Genomic DNA, 23,761 nt, shown 5'->3' with positions numbered 1-23,761 from the left:
AGCTAACGACGGTGTCGACTTTTTTTGGTTGCTTGTTTCCCGAAATGGTCAGCTTTGGTCAAAAGCTGCGGTCGAATGCAACCGCGCAGCGACAATATCTGCTACAGGCGTCATGGAGCATCGTCAATCTTGCGCGCGGTGAGGCTTAGGAAGAGCATGGATCCGTAAAAGTTGCCGGTGGCAACGCGCCGCTGCGCTTCCCGGTCAAAGCCATCCACTAGTGCTTGCCCCATCTCGCCAGCCCGGGCGGCCGCGCTGGTTCCACGCGAAAGCAAAGTGAGCAGGTAGTCTGGGTGCGTCGTCTGGACGTAACCGTAGGGATCCAGCGATTCCACGCAGAAACCGGCGGCGGCGGCGAGAACAGGGAGCCGCCGCATAATGTAGGGTGCGTGCACCATATTGCGCAGCACCGCGCCCACTGCGGATTGCAACGGATCGCCATCGAACAGCGCGACGCCAAGCGTCGCGAAATCGCCGTCAAATATGACGAGTTGACCTCCTGGCTTAAGTACTCGCCAGGCTTCGGCTAAGGCACCCTTCGGGTCGAGTAGATGGGAATAGACGGTATGTGCGATGACAATATCGAAACCGGCGTCCGGCTGCCCAGTCGACGCAGCATCACCGCGCTGGAACGACACGCGTGGCTCGCCGTCGAATGCTTCGTTCGCCATCCTGATGAATGACGAGGATGGATCGATACCCAAAAGTCGTGTTGGGCGCAGGTGTTGCATGATGAGCTTCGTGACAGCACCGTTGCCGCAGCCGACCTCGAGCACGTGGGCGTCCGGTACACCGATTTTCCCCATATAGCATGCGCATATCGATTGCATGGCCGGTTCGGCTGCGCGGATGCACATCGATCTGGCGATGACATCCAGCACCTCGGGCGGCTGTTCTTCAATGCGCGTGAGTAGATCGGTCAAGCGGCGCTCCCTTGGCCCTCACCAGGTTTCGGCAAGCCCCAAATGGCCCATGATTTCACGCCGAAGCTCTGCCAGATGTGAATCGCCGCGATGACGAGGATAAGGCCGCGCATTCACGACCTCGGCCCTGATGCGTGCGGGGCGGTCACTCAGCACGATAACCCGAGTAGCAAGGAAGATGGCCTCTTCCACGTCGTGGGTGACCAGAAGCGCGGTGAAGCCCGCCCGCTGCCAGAGTGACACGAGCTCTTGCTGCATGGCGATGCGCGTCAGAGAATCGAGTTGGCCCAGCGGCTCATCGAGAATGAGAAGCTTTGGGTCGTTAACCAGTGCCCGCGCCAGAGCCGCGCGCTGCGCCATCCCGCCGGAAAGCTGGCGTGGATAAGCCGTGGGAAAACCAGCAAGGCCGACCAGTCGCAACGCCTCATCGACCCGTTCGCGATGGCTTCGAAGCAGCCCGCGCGCTTCCAGCCCAAGAGCAACGTTGCTCCAAACGGTGCGCCATGGATAGAGCGTTGGGTCCTGAAAAACGATGATGCGTGACGCATCAGGCCGGTCAATCGCCTGGCCATCCATGGATATTCTGCCAATCGTGGGAAAGTCGAGCCCTGCAACCAATCGCAACAAAGTCGACTTGCCGCAACCACTCGGACCCAAGATTGCGACGAACTCTCCGCGCTCGAGCCGCAAGCTGATACGCTCCAGCACCGGCAGCGGACGTCCCTCTAGCTCGAACCAATGGCTCACCCCGTGAATCGAAAGGGCGGCTCCCCGCTCCGATGGGATATCGACCTGAAGCGCAGGTTCTGATTCTGCCGTGTGGGCTACCATCGCACCAACCCCTTCTGCCATGCCAGAAGCCGATCACGCAGGCGGAATAGCAGGGTGATCAAACCGGAGAAGATGAACGCCATGATCAGCAGCGCGGCATACATGTTGGCATAAGCAGCCCACCCCTGCGCCCATTGAAGGTACCAACCAAGGCCGGCCTTGACGCCGAGCATCTCGGCGATAACGAGGACGGCAAACGAGTTGCCGAGGCCCATGAACAGTCCGACGAATACGTGCGGCATTGCCGCTGGAATGGTCACCTTGAGAATGAGGAAACTTTGGCTAGCGCCGAGCGTGCGCGCGATATCGTAGTAGGCCTTGCTCACGCCTGCGACGCCCGACCAGGTTAGGACGGTAACCGGAAATCCGGTCGCCAGCGCAATCAGAAACGTGCTCGCGCTGTGACTTGACGGGAAGACAAAGAACGCAAGCGGCAGCCAGGCCGTCGCGGGCAGCGGGCCGACGAGCCGCAAGACCGGTTGGATCCAATAGCCGATGGCGCTCGACCAGCCAATGGCGACGCCCGTGACGAAGCCGAGCACCGCGCCAAGAAAATAGCCACCTGCCAGCAGGCGTAACGAGGCGAGAACACCTTCCGCGAGGCGGACGCGATCATCAATCATAACTTCCAACAGAGCTTGAGGTGGTGGGAAGAATGGCATGGGAAGGAGGCCTAGCTTCGCCGTAACCGTCTCCCAAGCACCGAGAAGCATTGCGAGCGCAAGCATCCACGGTGCAAGGCGCTGCATGCGCGGCAAGCAGGCGAACCAAAGGTCGGCAATAGTTGCGAATGCGAGCACAGCGCCGAGCGCACCAAAGGCAGCGGCAAGGTCGCCTGTGTAGTCCCAATCCGTTCCGGGCTGGTCGGACCAGACGGCTGTGAGCATGGCGGCTCCGAGCCATGCCGCCGCTGCCATTCCAGGTATCCATGCCCGCCGCATCGGACTCTTGCGCCGGGCGACAGCCATCATTGACGGGCGGGTCCCTTGATCCATGGTAGAATTGATCGCCACGGCTATTGCCCACTCAGCTGAGGACGTCGACGTAGACCCGTTCTGCGAACTTTGTCGGGTCCGTGCTTCGCTTGAGGACGTTTACCTCTTTGAGCTCATCCGCGTACAACACGATCTGCCGTTTGAGCTCCGCCCCGATCGGGTGATTGTGGTGAGTGTGGCTTTCGAGCATAGCGCCGAGATCGTCTAGCGAGCCCGTGCCCCCATAGGCCGAGTACGCCGCCGCGGCATCGGCGGGATTGCGAGCGACCATGTCGCCAGCCTCGAGCACGGATCGTGTCAATGCGCCTGCCGCGGCCGGTTCGCCACGGATCAGGCTTCCGCGGATAGCGAGTACGCAGCAGATGCGATCGGCAAATCCGCCAGAGAGATTGGTCATAACCTCGTTGAGCTTGCCGCTCTTGAGCCAGAGATAGGTGCGCGGGTCATTGTCGGTGAGTGCATGGGCCTCGCCCTTTTCGACGGCAAGCGCAAGCAGATCGGCCGGATATTGGCGCCAGTCGACGTCCCTGACCGGATCGATCCCCTTCTTGGCGAACGCAATGGAGCAGAGGTTCTTCGCCGGGCTTGCCTGGTCACTGATGGCGATGGTCTTGTCGCGTAGCGATTCCAGGCTGGTGATGTTGGCAGCCTTGGACCCGAGCAGCCGAATGCAGCCGCCGTGCACACCGGCTGTGATACGAACATCGAATCCCTGCTCCAACGGCTTGAGCCAACGTAGAGCCATCCCGATGCCCGCATCCGCTTTGCCGGTCGCGATCGCTTCGAGCAGTTGTTCCGTCGAACCACCAAAATTGATGAAATTGACGTCAAGGTTATGTTTTGCGAAAACGCCCCGTTCCTTTGCGACAGGGGCCGCCGCCGTGCAAACCGACGTCGCATTCCAGGCAAGCGTGAGCGCTCGCGGCGGTCCCGATAACCCTTCCCTTGGCATAGCCGTGCGGCAAAGTTCATCAGGAAGAGGTGCGCTCTTCAGTGCTGTCAGCGCACGAGCCACAGTGACCGTCGCGAGTGGCGCTGCAACCCCGAAAGCCCCGGCAAGGCCGAGGACCGTCCGACGGGAGAGACAGGGTCGAGTCGGCTCGCGCGGCTCGGTCGTGAGGTTCCTGCGATTGTTATCGTTCTCCATGATCATCATCCCTGGTCAGGCGTTCATAGAGACGTGGCAGCAGAAGACCGTTGTATGGCCAGGATCTTCTTGGCCGCATTGCTCGGCGGAACGCCGGAGGCGACATTCCAAGCTTGCTGGCAAACATGCCGCCATAGTGGGCCCTCGTCCAATGCATAATTGTACTGTTATTCCATGCCGGGGAGGCATAGGTTTGAGCTATGGATCTAAGGCGCCTGAGAACCTTTGTTGCCGTCGCCGAACTGGGCACCGTATCGAAAGCCGCGGTTCGCCTGCGCATTGGACAGCCTGCACTTTCGCGACAAATCGGTGATCTTCAGCAGGAGTTGGGCCTTACGCTTTTTGAACGTGTTGGGCGGGGACTCGTTTTAACCGCAGAAGGCAAACAGCTTCTCGCGGATTGCCGCCGCGTAATGACCGATCTTGACGCTGTCCGCGAACACGCGGAGGTCCTTCGGCGCGGAGACAGGGGAGCGCTGAAAATCGCGGCGCCACCGCACACGATCGAAAGTGTGCTGGCGAGGTTTCTTCCTCAATACGCTGAGCGCTTTCCCAACGTAAATGTAGAGCTGATTGAAGCACTCGGTGCCGAACAGACAACGATGCTTGAACGCGGGGAAGTTCATGTGGGCATCAGACTTGAACAAGGGGGTCCCCACTTCGAGGGTCGCGTCCTTCCACCAGCTGACGCCTTGGCCGCTTGCGCCACATCCCTACAGCTAGGTCATGCAGGTTTCATAGATATCACCCGCCTTGCGGCTTATCCGTTGCTGCTACTGGACTCCGGCTATTCCATCCGAAGGCTGTTCGACGCAGCGTGCCGCCTCGCAGACGTCGAGCCCAATATCGTGCTCGAGAGTCGTGCACCGCACACCCTGCTCGCTATGGCGGAGGTTGGGCAGGGTGTGGCGATCATCCCCTCCCTTCAGCGAACGGACCGATACGCTTTGCGAATTGTTCGCGTAACGCATGGCCGCAAGCCAATTCGAGAAAGAGTTGCGATTCAATGGGACAAGCGCCGCCGACTTCCTTCTTATGCCGTCGCCTTTTGCGAAACGCTGGCCGAGTACATGCATACCATCCTCCCAATTACACATCCTACCAAAACCAATGAGGCAGGTGGGCGGAAAGCACTCGTCTCTCGAAGATTTCACGGCAATGAAAAGAGCCGGATACGTCGCAATGGCTGAGAGTGCCGATCCCGCGCACATTTCAGCGAGATGGCAAGGATCCTAGCCCAGCCCACCCAGGCTTGCGCATACCCAACAAGACCACTAAGCTTAGGAAATGCACGAAATTTGGTAATCGCGGGTAAGCGGCTCGTTGTCACGAAATCAGCCATTCGTTTGAGCTGAATGAAAGATTGGGTCCGCGTTGAACAGGAGGCCATCGGCGCGCCTGTGCGATATCGTAAGGTAGGCGTTTTCGAGGTCGGCCACTGTTTGCACTTCCAGCGGAAGAATTTGATGAGAAAGCGCTTTAGCGGAGGCTTCTGCCGCCCTAAGCGCCGGCAGGTGCGACGAATTGTTTGGATTCCAGAGCACAGCCAAATTGAAAAGCGTGGGGTAAATCTCCTTCAGCATCTCTACATGTTTAGCGCTCATCTCGACAATCATTCGGGTCGTTCGCGGCGCGGGCCTCGCCCAGAAGGCTGCGGAAACCGGAAGCTTGTGGCGCTAAGCAAACCCGTCTGCTCGGCACGCCCCGAACTGGATGAGGCCAAGTCCAATCTAGCGAACTGACGACTTGGCCTGATGGCGAGCGGGCCGGATCGGCACCGCTTACTGGCGCATGCGAAGGTTCTACAGCGGAAAACGCGGATACATGTCGTTTGTGGGTCAAGCTCGATAGTTGACCGCCAGATCAGAGTTGAGCAAGCAAAAAACCTGCGCTCGACTACATGGTAGCAACCCGATCGGGCGCTCGCCGAGGACATCCGCTACGCCGAAGACCTCATGCCATGGCGGTTCCGAAAAACGTCAACCAGCATAAGGGTTTGCGGCTAAGCGCGATCCAAATACGGGCTTGGAGCCACCTGAAACCGCCTTATCATCCGTTGGCCAGAACAATGTCAAAATGCGCGACCAACGTGTGCTTTTCCAGGTGCGATGGTGGATCTTGCAGAGCAACGATCAACCGTTCCGGATGCGGGGCCGCATTGAGCCAGCGATCGATCACGTTTTCTCCTTCGCCTGCGAAATACAGCTGGGTTACCAGGCAATCGAACCGCCCCTCGACGGCGAGGTGAATGTGCGGCGGCCTGACGTCGCCTTCTGCCGTCGGATAGCGGCCCGGTTTGACCGTACGAAAGCCGTAGGGCCCAGCCGCATCCGTTGTGAGACGCGCGAAGCCTTTGAAATTGGGATCGAGCGGGGCCGGGTTGATATCACTCGGATGACGGTATTTCCCCGCCGCATTGGCTTGCCAGATGTCAATGCGTGCATGCGGCACCGGCGCTCCTGAACGCGTGAGCACACGTCCGCTGACATGGATGAGCTGGCCCAGCGCCTCGGCGGTGCTGTCGCTGGGCCGCGCCAGATCGGTTGCCAGATCGGGGCGCTCTGAGACCGGATAGAACGGGCCGACAATCTGCGGCGGCGTGATCGCTAATGCTTCTGCATCGCGGCCACTCGTCTGGGTTTTGGATGTAGTCTGGCTCATCAAGGTAGCTTGATATCCGCATCCTTCACGACCTTGGCCCAGTGGGCGATGTCAGTCCGGATTCCCTCACCAAATTCCGCAGCGGTCCCACCCACGGCTACGGCTCCTATTTTGTCGAGCGAAGCGCGGATTTTCGGTTCGACAAGGACCTTGTTAATTGCCTTGTTGAGCTGCGACGTTATCTCTGCAGCCGTTCCGCGCTTGGCGGCAAAACCGATCCAATCGGCTGTCACCAGATCGGGAAGGCCTGCCTCGATCACCGTAGGAACTTCCCCCAGGGCAGCGATCCTCGTGGGGGCGGTGACGGCAAGCGCTCGCAACTTGCCGGTCGCAATGAGGTCAATAACCGGAAGCGTGGTGACAAACATGTATTGGACGTTGCCGCCGATCAGATCCGTGATTGCTTGGGAAAAGTGTTGGTAAGGCACGTGGGTGGCACGCACGCCTGCCTGCAAAGCAAACATTTCACCGATTAGATGCGAGGGGGTGCCGAAGCCGGCGGAAGAGAAGTTGAGCTTCCCCGGCTTGCTCTTGAGTAGCGCCACCAGATCGGACAGCGAATCGACCGGCAAGGAAGGTGTTGTAACGAGCACGGTGTAGGACTTCGATATCTTGATAACTGGATCGAAATCCACATCCGGCCGTATCTCCGTCTTCGGAAGCAGGGACGGAGTGACTGTCATCGGTAGGCTCATCGTCAGCAGTGTATAGCCGTCCGCCGGACGGCCGCTCACGTCGTTCATGGCAATGGTCTGCAGCGCACCTGGGCGATCTTCCACCACAAGCCGCCAGCCTTCATTGGCCGCGAGCCCGTCGGCGACCATGCGGCTAATAATGTCGGGCGGCGTGCCCGCCCCGGTGGGGACGACAATCCGTATGAGATTGGACGGATAAGGTTGCGCGGCGACCTTGCCGGGCAGCAACAATCCCGCGAGGCTTCCGAGCAGGAAGGTGCGACGGGGTACATAAATGTTTGACATGGCTGCTCCAAACCTTGGCGGTGGAGGTTAATGCGGATTGCAGCTTGTCCGGCGGACCTATATAAGAAAAGTTCTATTTTCCGATACTTCTATTCCATTTCAGAAAGGGTCGCATGCTCAATGCATCCCAAATTAGTCACCGGATCAAGCTGCGGCAGCTGAATGTGTTTATCGCCGTCGTGGAATACGGGAGCATGGCGAAAGCGGCCGAGCATCTCGCCATTTCTCAGCCTGTTATATCCAAGATGATCGCAAGCCTGGAGCAAACGATCGGCCTTCCGCTTCTGGAGCGCAGCCGGCTCGGGGTTGAGCCCACGCTTTATGGCAAGGCCTTACTCAAGCGTAGCATTGCGTTGTGCAACGATTTGCGGAGCGGCGTTGACGAGCTGCAATCGCTCGCTGATCCCGCGATGGGTGAATTGCGCATTGGCAGCACTGAGCCCGTGATGGCTGGATTACTGCCCGCCATTATTGACCGGCTATCCCGGCAATACCCCAGGCTCGCGCTTCACATCATCGAGGGCGAGCCGCCGGAGCTTCAGGATCGCCATCTGCGCAATCACGACATCGACCTGATGATAGGCCGCCTTCCGAGCTCGTCACCGGCTGCCGATACCGATGTTGAGGTGCTGTTGCACGAAAGCGGTGTCGTTGTTGCAGGCTTGCACAGTCTGTGGGTGCGGCGGCGCAAGATCCGCCTCGACGAGTTGGTCAACGAGCGTTGGTGCCTGCCGCCGCGCGAAAGTTTTCCGGGCGGCTGGATTGCCAACGCATTTCACGCCTCCGGACTGGAGGTGCCCCGTGCCAGCGTAACCGTTTATTCGATCCTTATGCAGTCGGCGTTGCTTTCGTCGGAACGATTCCTGAGTTTCCTTCCGGCATCGATGTTGCACTTCAGCGCGAAGCGGCTCTCGATGAAGGTCTTACCCGTCGAAATGCCTATTCAGATGTGGCCGATCGGGATCATTACGCTTAAGGGCAGAACGCCAAATCCTGCTCAGCGGCTGCTCGTCGAGTGCGCCCGAGAGGTAGCGAAGCCGCTCGCAGGTAAGCGAAACGCCTCGTCCAATTGACGAAATTGAAACTGATTGTTCTTCTGCCTCTGGAACATCGCGTCGTTCCGCTCCGACGCAGCGAGACATCGGCTACCGGGGCAAAGCGAACTCTGGCGCGGCGTCAGCCCGGCAGCTCATGGGTTCACGGCCTAGCTAGGACTTGACCTGCCACTGAATTTTCATCCAGCGGCAGTTAGAGTCTCGGAGTTTTGTACGCCAAGTGGCGCGGGTGGAGCAACGGACGATCGGCGGAGCTGGTCGGGGTTGCGCAGCCGATCGTCCGTTGCGGTGAGGTGGGCGGCGTAGGCCGCGGGGGGCAGGTATTTCAGCGACGAGTGGGGACGCTGGAGATTGTAGTCGGCGACCCAATTGGCGATCTTGGCGCGGGCGTCGTCGAGATCGAAGAACAGGGTCTCGTTGAGCAACTCGTCACGCATCCGTCCGTTGAAGCTTTCAGCGAAGCCGTTCTGCATCGGCTTTCCGGGAGCAATGAAGTGCCAGTCGATGGCAGCGTCCTTGCACCAGGCGAGCATGGCGTTGCAGGTAAACTCGGTGCCATGGTCGGACACGATCATTCCTGGCCTGCCGCGTCGCTCGACGATTGCCGTCAGTTCGCGGGCCACGCGCCGCCCCGAGATCGACGTGTCCGGAATGGCGCCCAGGCATTCCTTGGTGACGTCGTCGACGATGTTGAGGATGCGGAAGCGTCGGCCATTGGCGAACTGGTCGTGGACGAAGTCCAGCGACCAGCGTGCATTCGGCCTCGCCTCGACCAGGATCGGGGCACGGGTCCCCACGGCCTTGCGGCGAGCCCGCCGCTTGCGGACGGTGAGCCCTTCCTCGCGGTAAAGCCGGTAGATCCGATTGATCCCCGATAGCTCGCCCTCCCGACGCAGCAGGACGAACAGCCGGCGATAGCCAAAACGTCGCCGCTCGTTGGCGAGGTCACGCAGCCGGCCACGGAGGGCCGCGTCTGGAGCACGGCCGGAGCGATAGCGGATCATCTTCCGATCCGCGCCCACGATCGAACAGGCCCGCCGTTCCGACAGGCTCATGACGGCCTGCAGATGCGCGACCGCAGCGCGCTTGGCGGCGGGCCCTACCATTTTTTTGAAAGAAGCTCGCGAAGTGCGGCTGCATCGAGCATCTGCTCGGCGAGAAGCTTCTTCAGCTTCGCGTTCTCCTCCTCCAGGGCCCTCAACCGCTTCGCCTCGGAAACGTCCATGCCGCCGAATTTGGCTTTCCAATTGTAGATCGTCGCCTCGGAGATCCCGTGCTTGCGAGCTAGATCGGCCGTCTTCGCCCCGGCCTCATGCTCCTTCAGCACCGCAATAATCTGCTCTTCCGTGAACCGTGCTCGCTTCATCTGTCCGTCCTTCTTCGGGGCGGACTCTAACTCCTTCTGGAGGAAATACTCAGTGGCAGGTCAGACTGGACACGGGCTTAAAAGCGCACAGCACTTTCGCGGCCGTCCGCGCCGTCGCGAATGACCCGCCGCCGGATAGTCCGGGAACACGCTCGGTATCGCCGGCAGAGATCGGCGGTTCGCCGCCTGGCTGCCGTGATCGAATAGAGGTTGCACATGAGGAACGCGTTCGTCCTCATAGGGATCGACTTGCCGGCCGGCTTCGGTGATCCGTGTGAAGGTACCGCACTCGTGCATCTTTTCGAGCCTACTGTTTTTTTCGGCGTATTCCATGCCTGCCGTGTATTGCGCTGGCGTTGCCTTGTCTTTTGTCGAGGGACGTTGAACACTTCGACATAGATGCGGTCGTCCTGGATCGGCTTGAAGGCTTGCGCATACTTCATCAGTCGGCGGGCCGTCGTTTTCGGGATTCGACCAAAGGCGGTGTTCCTTCATCCTCATCGCGCGATTCCGTCGTACTTCTGTGCCACGTAGATGTACGGCGTGTGGATTTGGCTCTCGGCGGGCCGGTGGCTATCGAACGTCGCGCAGGGACAGCGCATCCGAGATGACGCGATCGGTGATGGCAGCTTCTCACCGCGCGCCCACTCGGGGGGATCTGCCATACGACAGGCGAGCGTTGCCGCATTGCTGAGCATTTGCGACACTTTGGTAGTGTCCGCATCACTTCCCTTCATCTCCCACCCAGCGACCAAGCAATGAACATCGCGCCACGATCGCTGTTCTTAACAGGCGAGGATCCAACGAACCGTCAGTTGCCAAAGCAATCTGCGTTCGGCGAGGACTTTCTGCAGATTTGCTTACTCACTGACTCACTGGAATGAGACAGAGCGGGAGTTTCAGTCCCTGCGCACCTATCGCATTGAAAAATAGGAAAAAACTGGTGCGCCCAACACATTCCGACGGTGGTGTCACCCCTGTAAACCCCGCCAATTTTGCAGCTATTTTCCACCGCTCGTAAGAAGCGGGCGCTCTGAGCCCTCGAACCCATCGACGCTTGCTAACCGTGGCTTGCTCTTCCGCTGCGACTAGCCCATTCTTGCTGAGATGCCGGATCCGCTCCGTAAACGTCCAGCAGATGCACCATCGCGGCTCCCGCGAGGTCTTGACCCATGAGCTGCTCTTGTTGCGGTTCCGAGGTTCAGAGCGGCTTTGCTTTTTGCCCGAAGTGCGGCACGAAGCAGCCGAACATATGCTCCGGCTGCGGCTATGCATGTGCACCCGATTTCGCGTATTGCCCGAAATGCGGCGCCGTCGTCAGTGAGGTCCCCAAAGCCGGCGGACAGGCGGCGATGCAGACGAGCCGGGTGACAGTGACCCTGAGCGGGCGGTCCGTGCCGCGCTCGACATGATCAGCCGAACGATGCGCCTTAGCGAACGTGCGAAAGCGTATGCAGGTTCACCGCTGCTGCTCCATGTCGGCATCAACACCGGACACGTCGTTGCGGGCGGATTGGGCGTAGGCGTTGCCAAATCCTATTCAGTGACCGGCGACACGGTGAATACAGCGCAACGGATTCAGTCGATGGCGCCTCCCGGCGACGTGTACGTGGGGCCGCTAACCTACCGTTTGACCCGGCACGCGTTCTCGTATGAATCCCTTGGCGAGGTTGCGCTCAAGGGCAAGATGGGCAGCGTGCTGGTCCACCGTTTGAAGGGACCGCTCGACACACCGCGTGCCGCCCGAGGCCTCGACATGCTTGGCCTGAGTGCACCGTTGATCGGGCGCGGCGCCGACCTTGCCCGTTTGATCGATAGCCTTGATCTCGCGTGCGCCGGCGCGGCGCAACTGGTGCGGTTGGTCGGCGAAGCGGGCATCGGCAAAACGCGTCTGGTGAATGAATTCGTTGCCAGAGCTCGCGATGAAGATCGCTTCACAGGCGTGGCGATCCGGCGCGTCGTCTGCTCGCCGTTGGGCGAACAATCCTACGGCACACTCGCCGCCGTGTTGCGCAGCGCCTACGGCATCGCCCAGAAGGCAACCATCGCAGAGGCCAAAGCCAAGTTCGCTGAAGCGCTGTCGGAGCTCGGCCTTGCGACCGAAGAGGCTGACCGCTTGATGCCGCTCTATCTCCACGTACTCGGTCTCGGCGACCCCGACGCCGCCCGAGCAGCTCCAGAGGCAGATATTCTTCGCGATCCGCACCGTCTTCGAACGGCGTCTCGCCCTGTCGCCACTTTTGATCATTGTCGAGGATCTGCACTGGGCCGACGCCGTGTCTCTTGAAGCGCTGCGCTTCCTGATGGACCGGCTGGAGCGTACGCGTCTGATGCTGCTGTTTACGCATCGGCCAATGCTGGAGCTGGATCAGTTCGGCTCGGGGCGGATTAGCCACACGACCCTTCGATTGCTTCCGCTTCGTGACGCTGACGGACGGAGGCTTCTCGAGGCCTATTTCAGTCACGGCTGGCGTGAGCCGCCGGGAAATCTGTTCGGTCGAATCCTCGAGCGCGCGAGCGGAAATCCGCTTTTCTTTGAGGAAATCATCCGTGGCCTCATCGAAGCCGGCACCTTGGAGCGTGACGGTTTACAGTGGCGGATCAAGTCGGACGAAGCCGCCACCGATATCCCGGCAAGCATTCAGGCACTGCTATTGGCGCGTCTGGACCGGCTGCCGCCTGAGGTGCGACGGTTGGCCCAGGAGGCTGCGGTGATCGGTCCGCGCTTTGATGCGGCCCTTCTCGGTGCGACGGCGACCGAGCGGGCGAAGGTCGAAGCAGGGCTCGAACTTCTGTGCGACGCCGAGATCGTCGAGGAGGTCGCGGGCGCGAACTCGATTGCGCTGCGATCCTACCGCTTTACGCAAACCATGCTTCAGGATGCGATCTATCAGAACCTGCTTTTGCAGCGCCGGATCGAGCTGCATGGACGGATTGGTGACGCTCTGGAGCGGCTCTATGGCAACGAGCCCGAGCGGCTCGAAGACCTCATCCTGCTCGGACACCATTTCAGCCGGAGCGCGAGCAAGCCAAAAGGCGCGCGCTATCTACGCGCCTCTGGCGATCGCGCACGAGCGACCTATGCCAATGACGATGCCATTCGTCTATTTCAGCAGGCCCTCGCCGTGTTGTTGACCAGCAGCGAACGGGAGCCGGAACGCCTAGTCCTGTACGAGCGGATTGCGGACCTCTGTGGCGTGGCCGGCCGCCGCAACATCGCCGAGGAGCACTATCAGAGCGCGCTGGAGGAGCATCGCGCTCAGGACGATCGCGTCGCCGAAGCGCGAATTCTTCGCAAGCTTGGCCGATTGCTGTGGGACGCCGGCAAGCGGAACAAGGCAGAGACGCATTACGCCGAGGCGGCCAACCTGCTTGGAGGGATCGACGCGCCCATCGAGTGGGCGCATCTCTTGCAGGAGCGCGGCCGGTTTGCGTTTCGCACGGGCGATCACGTGGCCGCCGCGAGATGGGCAGACGAGGCGCTCGGCTATGCCCGGTCCGTACCGGCGGACGCGGACGAGCAGGGCGGGCTCGAGGCGGCACGTGCCATCGCGGAGGCCCTCAACACCAAGGGCGTTGCACTCGCGCGGCTTGGACGGCACCAGGAGGCGGTGCACGAGGTGGAGCAAAGTGTCGCAGCCGCGGAAGCCGCCGGCCTTCTCAACGTGGCCTGCCGCGGCTACACCAATCTCGGTGTGCTCTACACGATTGTCGACCCGGCGAAAGCAGTGGAGGTTTGCCGGCGCGGACTCGATGTTGCGCATCGTATCGGCGATCTCGGTTTCCAGGCGCGTCTTCTCGCCAATTTTGCCGTTGCCTGTTGCACCTTCACGGACAGATGTACCGAGGAGGGGGTGCCGGCTGCCGAAAAGGCGATCGAAATCGACCGTGCGCTCGATCAGCGCGAGCATCTCTCCGTGCCCTTGATCGTGCTCGGGCAAATCCATCAATGCCACTTCCGGCCGGATCTGGCCGCCCGTTGCTACAATGAGGCTATCGAGGTGGCGAGCGAAACCGGTGAGCCGCAGCAGCTGTTTCCATGCTATGATGGTCTGGCGACGCTGAACCTTGATCGAGGCGACATGCCCGAGGCCGAGCGATATTTCGCGATGGCCGACGACATCTGCGCCCGCCACGGGCTTGATCCCGCCGGGCTGGTCGTACTGCCATTTCTTGACTAGGCAATTTGACGGAGTTCAATCATGTCAGAACATCAAGTCGATGGACCGCTTCAGCCGGGCGACCGTGCACCGAACATCGTGCTGGACGCCATCACACGCGACGGAAAGATCTCGCTCGAAGATTTTCGCGGGCATAGTCCGATATTGGTCGGCATGTATCGAGGCCTGCACTGCCCATTCTGCCGGCGCCATATCGCGGCACAGGCGCAACTTGACGTGGCTCTGCGCGTCAAGGGCGTCGAGAGCCTCACGGTCGTCAATACGCCGATCGAGCGCGCGCGGCTCTACTTCCGCTATCATCCATTGCCCAATCTGCTCGCCGCGTCCGATCCCGAGCGGCTCTCGCACCGCGCGTTCGGCCTGCCCAATATCGAGTTCACGGAGAAGGAAACCGAGTGGCCGCGCAAGGTCGGCATGGATGTGGTCATGAGCATGCAGGTTGACCTGCCCGGAGAATTGTCCGGACCGATGAATCGTTTGGCGGCTGCCGAGTACCTCAACAACAAGGACGGTTACGAGCTAACGGAGGCGGATCAGCGCATGGCAGCAACCGGCCAGGGCCAGCTATTCGGGCAGTTCCTGATCGATCGCGAGGGGATCGTCCGCTGGACCTTTACCGAGGTTCCTGAAGGTGGCCAGCGCATGTTCGCGGCGCCGAGCCCGCAGGAATTGATGTCGGCTGCCTCGCAGGTGGCCGGCTAACGCTCTGTAAATCGGCGAGCCGTTTGCCCCCAAATTCGGCGTCCAACGCAGGCTCTGACGCAATCTTGGTGCAGCTCCACTTTATTCTGCGCCGATTAGCCTGACCCGGAGCAGATCGATTTTGCCGCGGCCGTACATTTGCCGCCTGACGAGTTTGAGGCGGGTGATCTGCCCCTCCGTCTGTCCGTTGGACCGAGGTAAGGTGATCGCCGACCGAACCGCCGCTTCGTCATTCGTAACGCCGCGGACAAATGAGGCAACGAAACTGGCGCGAGCGCGCTCGATCCACGGTGACAACTCGGCGGCGGCTCTGCGCCCTGATCATCAAATGGAATTCAGCGATGATCTCGCGTGCCTCGATCAGGGTTGGCACGCCAGCTTCGATCGCCGCGACAGTGACCGTCTTCTGCCTTCGAGATATCACGTACAATCGTCATGAGACGACCGATCGTTCTGGCCGACGGGATCCGGTGAAAGTTTTGTGAGTCGGCCTTTTCGGCCCGCCGCCTGCGTGTTGCCCATTCTGCGACGACACGAAGAGAGCCTCGGAAGCCGCGCGCCTTTAGGCGCCGCCAAAGTTCAGCGCCGTTTCGGCGGCCGGCGGCCCATTGGTCGTCGAGCCATGGCAGGTGCTGATCGAGCGAACTCTGCCGGGTCCGGAAGACATCGTGGCGTTCGCCACGGATCACCTGACAAACCAGCTTCCTGCTATGACCAGTCTGGCGCACGATCTGCTTAATCGCCGTTCCGCTTTTCGACAGGGCCAAGATCGTCGCATTGGTCTCTTCGCGGCGAAGATATTCTTCATACTGCAGGCGCTCAGCCGCGCTGAACAGTTTGGGATCGATGGTCGTCGCCACGATTGCGCTGCGGATCTGGCGCATCGACGTCGAGGAAGGCCGACACGTTCTCCATCAAATGCCAACCATCTGCGACCTGTACCGCCTGCGGGAGAGCCGTTGCCGCAGCTTCTCCATATCCCCCGCCGCGATCGCGAGCGACGATAGCGATCGTGGGATGACCGGCGAGCCGGGCTTGGGCTGTCGCGGGCTCACGATCTGGTAGCAGAGTGACGATCCGGCGCCTTTCCAGGTTGCAGATGATGCTGGCGTACCCGCCGCGCCCAATCATCAATGCCGATAACCTTAAGCGGGTCAGCCGGGGGCCGGTGACGGCGTCCGACTACGCGCAGGAGAGTATCCTTACTCACTGGCAGCATCAGCCGCCTTGCGAAGTCTGCTGCCGGTCTACCGCCAAGCGCCAAGCCGAGGTGATGAACGATAGAGTCCAGCCTCGTCGTACGTCGCGCCGATGGATCCAGTACCCCTTCGGCGAAGCTTTCAATTACCCACATTTCCAGCCGCTCGATTTCGGCGCCGAGTTCGATATCGGTGAGTCTGGAAACTCCGCGCCAGATGACAACATTTCAGGGTGGCGGATCGGCGGCCCTGGCCAAGTAACCACCCAATCGTGCAGAGCCACGCAAAATCCCCCGAATACTTAATTCCACATCGATCAGCCGTCCGAGAAGCTGTTTGCGTGCGATCAGGAGTGCCCGGATCTCCTGTGCACCGGCCGACTTTGCGTGTACCGGCTGGAACCATCCCATCCGGATCAACTGGGCTATCCCGCGGGCATCCTTGCGATCCATCTTGACCGTCATCACCGATAGTGCAGCCTTCACGTGCCGCGTTTCCAGCAGCACCGTTTCGAAGCCTGCATCTTTCAGGCCCGCATGCAGCCATTGGAAAGCAGCCCAGCCTCCAGCCCGATCCGCTTCACTGCAAAGCCGAGCGTCTTAAAAAAATTCAACCAAGGCGTCCGGTTCGCTGGCGACCTTCGCCTCCTTCAGGATTTTACCCTGGGCATCCACAACGCAAACGCTCGACAGTTCCAATGACACATCGATTCCGGCATAGTTCTCCACGGCTGTCCTCCGTCTCCAGATGCTTGGGCCGACTCACGTCGTGACATCTATCGGGGGACAGCCACCATCATGCCCCCTTGCTCGGAGCAGGGACCATTACCGCATCTAGTCCATTACAATGCTATAGTGTCGCATTGAGTGGGTGGCGTCAGGGGTGGGTTCGCTGTGAGGCAGAAAAACAAGTTGGGAATTAGGCCCACACCGATCGAGATCGAAGCGGCGCTTCGCGAAAGCGAGCAACGATTGCGTTGGCTGGCTTCGATAATCGAGTCCAGCGACGACGCGATTGTTAGCAAAAATCTCGATGGCATCATTACAAGCTGGAATAGCGGTGCTGAGCGCATCTTCGGCTACTCTGCTGCCGAGGCAATTGGTCAGCCGATTACGCTTGTGATCCCTCAGGATCGGCAAAGCGAAGAACGAGAGATTTTAACCCGCATCCGACGAGGTGAGCGCATCGAACACTTTGAGACTGTTCGGCAACGCAAGAACGGCAGCTTGATTGTCGTGTCGCTGACCGTCTCTCCTGTCAAGGATGCGAACGGAAAAGTCGTCGGTGCATCAAAGATTGCGAGAGATATTACCGAGCAGAAGAAAAATCAGGAGTTGATCGTGGCTCTGGCACGCGAGGCAGAGCACCGCAGCAAGAACTTACTTGCGAACGCGATGGCAACGGTCAATCTTTCTCAGTCGAACTCGCCAAAAGGCCTCAAAGAGATAATCACTGGACGCATCCAGGCGCTTGCAAATGTTTGCTCGCTTTTCGCCGCAACGCGTTGGATCGGTGCGGAGATATCGGCGATTGCCACACAGGAGTTAGCTCCTTATTTCGATTGGAAGCGAACGATCACAGACGGTCCACAAACGCTGTTAGCGCCAGACGCTGCTCAGGCAGTTGCGATAACGTTACATGAGTTAGCGACCAACGCCGCGAAATATGGTGCTTTATCCACGTCCGACGGCCAAGTGCGCCTGGAATGGTCTCACGCTGACGGACTATTGCGACTACGCTGGATGGAAAGGGTGGCCCCGGCGCGCAGGAGCCTACGCAAAAGGGACTTGGTAGCCGCATCATCCAGCAAATGATCGTCCAGCAAAAGGGGGAAGTTCGTTTTGACTGGCGTAATGAAGGGCTTGTTTGCGAAATTACACTTCCGGTGTGAGGATGTTTGCTGTTGATCACCGGAGCATCGTCGAGCGTCCGCTTCTGCCTTGCTGAGGCGGGCTACTGCTTCTGGACCATGAAAACCTTGCGCTCCCAGGCAAATTTCGGTCGTCTGGATTTTCCATGACCTATATCAGCGGTAGAACCAACGTCGCTCGCATGAATTTTAAGAACGAGCGGCGCAGTGTTTGTGTCGTGGCCCCATGATCGTGCCGATCGCAGGCGTGAGAGCCGCTACCAACCGCGGCGATGATTTCAGCGACAGAAAGATTGGTCAGGCACGGTTGTGTATCGCGCTCGCAACATCACAATTGTTCCGTTAGGTCCAGCCCGCATTTCGACTCCACAACAGCGCCTCGCTGGTGCTTGATAGGCGCGGACCCGGGGCGGGATTTCACCTCCAAGAAATTTCAATCCGGGCCGGAAGAGGCCGCTGTCCAGCGCCAGCGGTCTCTTCGTGTTGCTTCATTTTTGCGAGCCGTAGCCTTCGATGTCGACGCGGGTATGGGCTATCGCCACGTCAGTCGGTTGGATCGTTGTTTTGGGCGGGATCCTGGTTTTCGGCGCTGTCTGGCTTGACGCAGGCTAATCCCGTTATCCGGCCAACCGCCCAGTCGCATGGGTCGATGGTACACGGAACGTGACGACCGAGTGTGGGTTGCCTCAGGCAATACCCATGCGATTGCTCCCGTGATCCCATTCGAATGAAACCGACGTCCCCGAAATGGAGCTGAGCGCCGCGAGCGTCGGTGAAGACAGCCGAGTGGGGCGTCTGCTCAAATCCCGGAAACAGACTCTCTTGTTTCGCGACTGACGTCGTTTCGTCCAGCAGATTGCCCCGTTCGTTGCCCGAGTACGGGTACTGTACGCGCACGTCACGGTTGCTGCTTCCGGTACTACTTTGAGGGGCTGATTGCGGTTCAATGCGAGAGCTAGCCGAAGTTCCATGCCAACCAGTCGTATTCAACCCCGCAACCTCCGTGAACCTTTCTGCCGGCACAGGGACTTACGTCCAAGCGGAAATTCCCGTTCGGTGGAACGATCGGCGAAGAGGCGAACTCTTCCTGCCGGCCTCACGAGCGACGATCGATTGCTGACGTCGTCGGAGCAGTGGAACTATCAACTACCGAAATTGACACAACCGTACCTTTTGGAGGAACGCCATGACGGAGATCCGGCTGGCCTCGCTGCAGGGCGGGGCAACTGTCGTTGGAAGTGACACCTTAGCCGCTTTCCGCGAAACGCTGCGAGGCAAGGTTTGCCTTCCTGGTGAAGCAGGCTACGATGAGGCCCGCACGATCTGGAATGCGATGATCGACCGCCAGCCCAGCGCAGTGGTCCGCTGCAGAGGCGCCGCCGACATCATGCGCGCCGTATCTTTTGCACGTGAGCACGGTGCTCTGCTTGCGGTGCGGGCAGGCGGCCACAACATTGCCGGGAATGCCGTATGCGAGGGAGGTCTCTTGATCGACCTCTCGCTGATGCGTGGCGTGCGGATCGATCCCGTTAGCTGCACCGCGCGCGTCGAACCCGGTGCTACCCTCGGCGATTTCGACAGAGAGGCACAGGCCTTCGGGCTGGCGACCCCGCTCGGCATCAATTCGACAACTGGCGTGGCGGGGCTGACACTTGGCGGTGGCTTCGGGTGGCTCAGCCGCAAGTTCGGGCTGGCAGTCGACAATCTCATCTCAGCCGACGTAGTGTCTGCCGACGGCAAGCTGGTGCAGGCGAGCGCCACCGAGAACCCCGACTTGTTCTGGGCCCTGCGCGGAGGCGGCGGCAATTTCGGCGTCGTGAGTTCGTTCGAATTCCGCCTGCACCCCGTCGGCCCCAACGTGCTGTCCGGTCTGATTGTCCATCCCTTTGCTCGGGCAAGAGAGCTTCTCGCCGGCTATCGCCAGGCCGCAGCCAATGCGCCCGACGAACTCACGCAGTGGGTGGTCCTCAGGAAGGCCCCACCGCTTCCCTTCCTGCCGGCTGACGTTCACGGCAAGGAAATCCTCGTCTTTGCGGTTTGCTACGTTGGCGATGAGCGCGGCGGCAACCAGGCATTGGAGCCGCTGCGCGGGCTCGGAACACCCATTGCCGACGTGGTCGGCATGCAACCCTTCATCGCATGGCAGAGTGCGTTCGACCCGTTGCTGACGCCGGGTGCCTGCAACTATTGGAAGTCGCATAACTTCGTCGAGCTCAGCGACGGCCTCCTGGATGTCCTCGTCAGCCAGGTTGCGCAACTTCCGACCGAAGAGTGCGAAATCTTCATCGGGCAGCTTGGCGGGGAGGCTGGCCGTGTAGCGCCTGACGCAACGGCTTATCCGCATCGCAACGCGAATTTTGCGATGAATGTCCATACGCGGTGGCGCGAGCCGGCGGACACGCAGCGCTCGATCGAATGGGCGCGGAAGCTCTTCACAGAAGCGGCACCTCATGCAACCGGCGGCGTCTACGTCAACTTCATGCCCGAGGACGAGGCCGATCGCGTGTCCAGTGCATACGGTACGAACTACGCGCATCTCATGGCGCTGAAGTCGAAATACGATCCTGGCAATTTATTCCGGTTGAACCAGAACGTCCGGCCGTCCGCACAGCGATCGGTGGCCTGAGGGAAAGAGGACGGACCGCCGCGGAGCCATCTCGTCTGACAGTTGATGGTCTCAAGATGATCAGAGCCCAGGCCGTCGGCCACCCGCGGAAGGTTCTTGACGTCGGCCACCTCGCGATCGATGCGGGAGCGGCTTGGCGCCAACATCGGCTCAGTGGAACGTTCTCTATTCACAATGCGCGTGGGGAAAATCAAACCGGGACATAACGGCTAAGAGGGTTGCAGAAATGGGCAAGGCATATCAAGCAATCGTCGTCGGAGCGCGCTGCGCCGGATCGCCAATGGCAATGCTTTTGGCGCGCAGAGGCTACCGTGTTCTGATGGTCGACCGCGCGAGCTTCCCCAGCGACACGCTTTCTACTCACGTCGTACAGCCCCTCGCCGTAGCCGCGCTCTCGAGATGGGGGCTGCTCGATCGCCTTCTCAAAACTGGGATCGCGCCGATCGATACATATGCCTTCAACTTCGGTCCATTCACGATCGCCGGCGCGCCCGGCACGCAGGATGCGCCGGTTGCGTACTGTCCCCGGCGTACTGTTCTCGACAAGCTGCTCGTGGATGCTGCGGCTGAAGCCGGCGTTGAAACCCGAGAGGATTTTACGGTCGAGGAGATCCTGATGGAAGACGGAGGCGCCATCGGGATCAAGGGCCGGTCGAAACGGGGCGACGTCATTACCGAACATGCCGACCTCGTCGTTGGGGCGGATGGGCGGAACTCAATCGTTGCAGAGACGGTCCGGCCGGAGAAGTACAACCAGAGGCCGCCACTGCTCGCTCCTTATTATGCCTACTGGAGCGGTCTTCCGATGAACGGCAGATTCGAAACCTATATCCGTCCCAACCGGGGTTTTGCGGCGGCGCAAACCCATGACGGCCTGACGATGGTCGTCGGAGGGTGGCCCTACGCTGAATATACGACCAACAAGACGAACATTGAAGCCAACTATCTCAAGCTGTTTGAGCTTGCGCCTGAGTTTGCGGATCGTCTGGGCAGTGCAAAGCGTGAGGGGCGGTTGGTCGGCGCCCCAACGCCTAACTTCTTCCGGAAGCCTTACGGCCGAGGTTGGGTGCTCATAGGTGACGCCAGTTACCTTAAGGACCCGATCACGGCACAAGGCATCAACGACGCCTTCCGCGATGCCGAACGATGTGCCGCTGCATTGGATGAATGCCTCACTGGGACTCGGTCGTTCGAGGCGGTGATGGGTGATTACCATCGGGCCCGCGACGCCGGGGTCTTGCCGATGTACGATTTCACCTGCCAACTCGCGACGCTGGAGCCGCCTCCGGTTGAGATGCAGCAGCTATTCGGCGCAATCTGCGGCAATCAGGGAGCCATGGACGGCTTTGCGCAGATGAATGCTGGGACCGTCTCACCTTCTGAGTTCTTCTCGAGGGAAAACGTCCGCGAAATCATGGCGGTTGCCGAGGAGCCCGGGCTACATGGACGGCCGACGTAAGGTCCAGCGAATATGGCCTGTTCGACCGCGACGCGGCTTGGCATGCCAACGGCGGCCATGAAAGCCGACCGTCATCCGTTGCAGTCCCTCTTCCTGCGCTGAAGCAGCGGGAGACTCCGATGCGGCGCCGCATCGGTGACGCCGCCTTTTCCCAAGGCTAGCCAAGGTGTCAGTGCGGGAACCGTGCATCCCGAATGTCGTTTCCGCTTTCAAGAGGAACGACAGGAGTGCTCTCATGCCTCGTGGTGACAAATCCAGCTATACGAACAAACAGAAACGACAAGCCGAACACATAGAGGAGGGCTACGAACGTCGCGGTGTGCCCGAAGATGAAGCTGAAAGGCGAGCCTGGGCAACCGTCAACAAGGAAACCCATGGCGGCAAGAAAAGCGGGTCAGGAAGGGGAAAGACGGAAGATCACTCCCCCTTCCGAAAGGGCGGAAAACTCGGCGGGCGGGCATCGGCGAGCCGGCCGGCGGCCGAACGATCGCGCTCCGCCAAAAAAGCCGCCCGTACCCGCAAGCGACATGCTGCATAGCAACCGACGCGGATATCTGCTGTCGCGCTGCAAGGTCAGGCCGTGAGGTTTCGGTCGGTACCAAGAGGAGGCGGATAGGAAAAACTCCAACGGGAAGGTCGACCCAGTCGGCCTATCCCGCCCGGCCGACGCTTGGCTGTCGGCGCCGCGCCGTACGCGTCTTGCTGACAAATCGATCATCGATGGTGCTGGACACGCGAAGGCGCCCGAAAGGAATTGATTGCTACTTGGGCCCAAAAGCGCTCAGGAACCCGATCGCTATGGGGATAAGAGCGACGCAGGTCCAGAAAGCGGGCGCGCTGGAGCTTAGGCCGGCAATAAGGATCCATGCGCCGACGCCGACGATTAAGGCTGAGATCGCATAGGCGGCCGCTTTGTCCATACTCGATCCAAACGCAAACGAGGATCGACATAGCTTTCAGGACTCGCCGCGGGCCAAAGTGTTCCTCGCGCGGGTGTCGGGATGGATCGCGACACCTCGGACATTGATCGATGCCGGCAAATGCCTGCGGTGGCACGGAGAATATGGACCTATGCGGCAGGCCTGCAAGCGAAGGCGATTCGTGCTGCGATGTTTGTCTCAGGAGTCCGTCGCAATAGGAGTTTCTGAAAGCGAAAGGGCCGCCCTGGGTGACCACAATCCGGAATGCTCGCCGCATACATGCGCGAGATCTTTCCGGTAAGTCAGCCAACCGAGCCGAAGCCTCCAACCGCCCAGTACAAGCACCCCGCCCAAGCACCCCGCACAGCAGGCGAAGCAGGCACAAAAGTCTCATCATTAACGGACCGGTGCACGCGCCTGTCCCGCTTGGCACCATCGCTCGCTTTCTGGCTTGGGGCAATCCCGCGATCTCCATTCCATCGCCGAGGCGGGACATAAAACTTGGGGTAAATGGCCACGCACGTCGGGCCTCGGAAACTGTCAAACCGGGGTCCTTTCGAATGAGCTGCCGCCCCATCCGGCGAGCTTCTGCCCGCGCTCCCGTCAAGGCAACCGCCGCTACTGCAATTCTCTGGGCCCAATGAGATTCCGGGTACGCCTCCACACCACCTTTGATCCACTTTGCCGACCGATCATACCGCTCGGCGGCAAAGTGAACGCAGCCCATTCCGATGCACGTGATGTGGCGCAGCGGCTCGAACGGCATCAGATGAAGTGCGATTCTCAGTTCGCGAATAGCGCCGTCGCCATCGGCGGCGGATCCACGCATATGCCAGCCACGGATCA

At 60.2% G+C, this 23,761-nt stretch carries 15 protein-coding genes and 4 pseudogenes; 8 read left to right on the top strand and 11 right to left on the bottom strand.

Translation table 11 applies throughout. The features are described 5' to 3' along the window. Nucleotides 1-110: 110 nt before the first annotated feature. Genes XI08_RS20825 through XI08_RS20810 form a run of 4 tightly spaced genes read right to left on the bottom strand, consistent with a single transcriptional unit; the run spans nucleotide 111 to nucleotide 3,896 of the window. The gene (locus XI08_RS20825; protein ID WP_271575766.1) at nucleotides 111-923 is read right to left on the bottom strand and encodes a methyltransferase domain-containing protein; all 813 of its coding nucleotides are present in this window, start codon (nucleotides 921-923) and stop codon (nucleotides 111-113) included. 18 nt (nucleotides 924-941) lie between these two features. After that, a complete protein-coding gene (locus XI08_RS20820; protein WP_271575765.1) occupies nucleotides 942-1,754 on the bottom strand; it encodes an ABC transporter ATP-binding protein in 813 nt (270 codons plus the stop codon). Continuing rightward, a complete protein-coding gene (locus XI08_RS20815; RefSeq protein ID WP_442869849.1) occupies nucleotides 1,748-2,722 on the bottom strand; it encodes an ABC transporter permease in 975 nt (324 codons plus the stop codon). The genes XI08_RS20820 and XI08_RS20815 overlap by 7 nt, the downstream gene beginning before the upstream one ends. Nucleotides 2,723-2,780: 58 nt before the next feature. Continuing rightward, nucleotides 2,781-3,896: an ABC transporter substrate-binding protein gene (locus XI08_RS20810; RefSeq protein WP_271575764.1), complete on the bottom strand. Its 1,116-nt coding sequence runs from the start codon at nucleotides 3,894-3,896 to the stop codon at nucleotides 2,781-2,783. Between the two features lie 200 nt (nucleotides 3,897-4,096). On the opposite strand from XI08_RS20810, the gene XI08_RS20805 reads away from it, so the two are divergent. Beyond that, a complete protein-coding gene (locus XI08_RS20805) occupies nucleotides 4,097-5,086 on the top strand; it encodes a LysR family transcriptional regulator (protein ID WP_271575763.1) in 990 nt (329 codons plus the stop codon). A 144-nt stretch (nucleotides 5,087-5,230) separates the two neighbouring features. On the opposite strand, the gene XI08_RS20800 is transcribed toward XI08_RS20805, so the two are convergent. The 3 genes from XI08_RS20800 to XI08_RS20790 form a co-directional block, all read right to left on the bottom strand. Next, nucleotides 5,231-5,512 carry a hypothetical protein gene (locus tag XI08_RS20800; protein WP_271575762.1) on the bottom strand — a complete coding sequence of 94 codons (282 nt, stop codon included), beginning with the start codon at nucleotides 5,510-5,512 and terminating at the stop codon, nucleotides 5,231-5,233. 433 nt (nucleotides 5,513-5,945) lie between these two features. Further along, the gene (locus tag XI08_RS20795; protein WP_271575761.1) at nucleotides 5,946-6,557 is read right to left on the bottom strand and encodes a protocatechuate 3,4-dioxygenase; all 612 of its coding nucleotides are present in this window, start codon (nucleotides 6,555-6,557) and stop codon (nucleotides 5,946-5,948) included. Continuing rightward, complete coding sequence (locus XI08_RS20790) at nucleotides 6,557-7,537, bottom strand: Bug family tripartite tricarboxylate transporter substrate binding protein (protein WP_271575760.1); 981 nt, start codon at nucleotides 7,535-7,537, stop codon at nucleotides 6,557-6,559. Before XI08_RS20790 ends, XI08_RS20795 begins: the two co-directional genes overlap by 1 nt. A gap of 113 nt (nucleotides 7,538-7,650) precedes the next feature. Here XI08_RS20790 and XI08_RS20785 point away from each other — a divergent pair, with 113 nt between their 5' ends. Continuing rightward, entirely contained in the window at nucleotides 7,651-8,610 is a 960-nt protein-coding gene (locus tag XI08_RS20785; RefSeq protein WP_271575759.1) for a LysR family transcriptional regulator, read from the top strand. A 161-nt stretch (nucleotides 8,611-8,771) separates the two neighbouring features. Here XI08_RS20785 and XI08_RS20780 read toward each other — a convergent pair whose 3' ends face one another. Further along, nucleotides 8,772-9,839, bottom strand: a complete 1,068-nt coding sequence (locus tag XI08_RS20780) for an IS3 family transposase (protein WP_271575758.1) — start codon at nucleotides 9,837-9,839, stop codon at nucleotides 8,772-8,774. Further along, nucleotides 9,806-9,958 (bottom strand): annotated as a pseudogene (locus tag XI08_RS20775) (transposase); the annotation flags it as partial. The gene XI08_RS20780 and the pseudogene XI08_RS20775, both read right to left, overlap by 34 nt. A 1,172-nt stretch (nucleotides 9,959-11,130) precedes the next feature. Between XI08_RS20775 and XI08_RS20770 the strand changes: the two are divergent. Beyond that, nucleotides 11,131-14,139: pseudogene (locus XI08_RS20770) on the top strand (tetratricopeptide repeat protein). Between the two features lie 21 nt (nucleotides 14,140-14,160). Then, complete coding sequence (locus tag XI08_RS20765; protein WP_271575757.1) at nucleotides 14,161-14,841, top strand: redoxin domain-containing protein; 681 nt, start codon at nucleotides 14,161-14,163, stop codon at nucleotides 14,839-14,841. 81 nt (nucleotides 14,842-14,922) lie between these two features. Here the strand turns inward: XI08_RS20765 and XI08_RS20760 are convergent. After that, nucleotides 14,923-16,150, bottom strand: a pseudogene (locus XI08_RS20760) (ISL3 family transposase); the annotation flags it as partial. Between the two features lie 138 nt (nucleotides 16,151-16,288). After that, nucleotides 16,289-16,768, bottom strand: a pseudogene (locus tag XI08_RS20755) (IS110 family transposase); the annotation flags it as partial. A 165-nt stretch (nucleotides 16,769-16,933) separates the two neighbouring features. Here XI08_RS20755 and XI08_RS20750 point away from each other — a divergent pair. The 4 genes from XI08_RS20750 (at nucleotide 16,934) to XI08_RS20735 (ending at nucleotide 22,533) form a co-directional block, all read left to right on the top strand. Further along, on the top strand, nucleotides 16,934-17,854 hold the full coding sequence (locus tag XI08_RS20750) for a PAS domain S-box protein (RefSeq protein WP_271575756.1): 921 nt from the start codon (nucleotides 16,934-16,936) through the stop codon (nucleotides 17,852-17,854). A 1,242-nt stretch (nucleotides 17,855-19,096) separates the two neighbouring features. After that, nucleotides 19,097-20,536: an FAD-binding oxidoreductase gene (locus tag XI08_RS20745; protein WP_271575755.1), complete on the top strand. Its 1,440-nt coding sequence runs from the start codon at nucleotides 19,097-19,099 to the stop codon at nucleotides 20,534-20,536. Between the two features lie 226 nt (nucleotides 20,537-20,762). Continuing rightward, the gene (locus XI08_RS20740) at nucleotides 20,763-21,995 is read left to right on the top strand and encodes an NAD(P)/FAD-dependent oxidoreductase (RefSeq protein ID WP_271575754.1); all 1,233 of its coding nucleotides are present in this window, start codon (nucleotides 20,763-20,765) and stop codon (nucleotides 21,993-21,995) included. Between the two features lie 235 nt (nucleotides 21,996-22,230). Next, nucleotides 22,231-22,533, top strand: coding sequence for a plasmid stabilization protein (locus XI08_RS20735; protein ID WP_271575753.1), 303 nt, complete (start codon nucleotides 22,231-22,233; stop codon nucleotides 22,531-22,533). Nucleotides 22,534-23,761: the final 1,228 nt, after the last annotated feature.

It is taken from the genome of Bradyrhizobium sp. CCBAU 11361 (genome assembly GCF_028128935.1).
In the GTDB taxonomy this organism is placed as follows: Bacteria; Pseudomonadota; Alphaproteobacteria; order Rhizobiales; family Xanthobacteraceae; genus Bradyrhizobium; species Bradyrhizobium niftali.
Note: the sequence above shows the minus strand (reverse complement) of the source record. Positions and strands in the feature narration are given on the sequence as shown.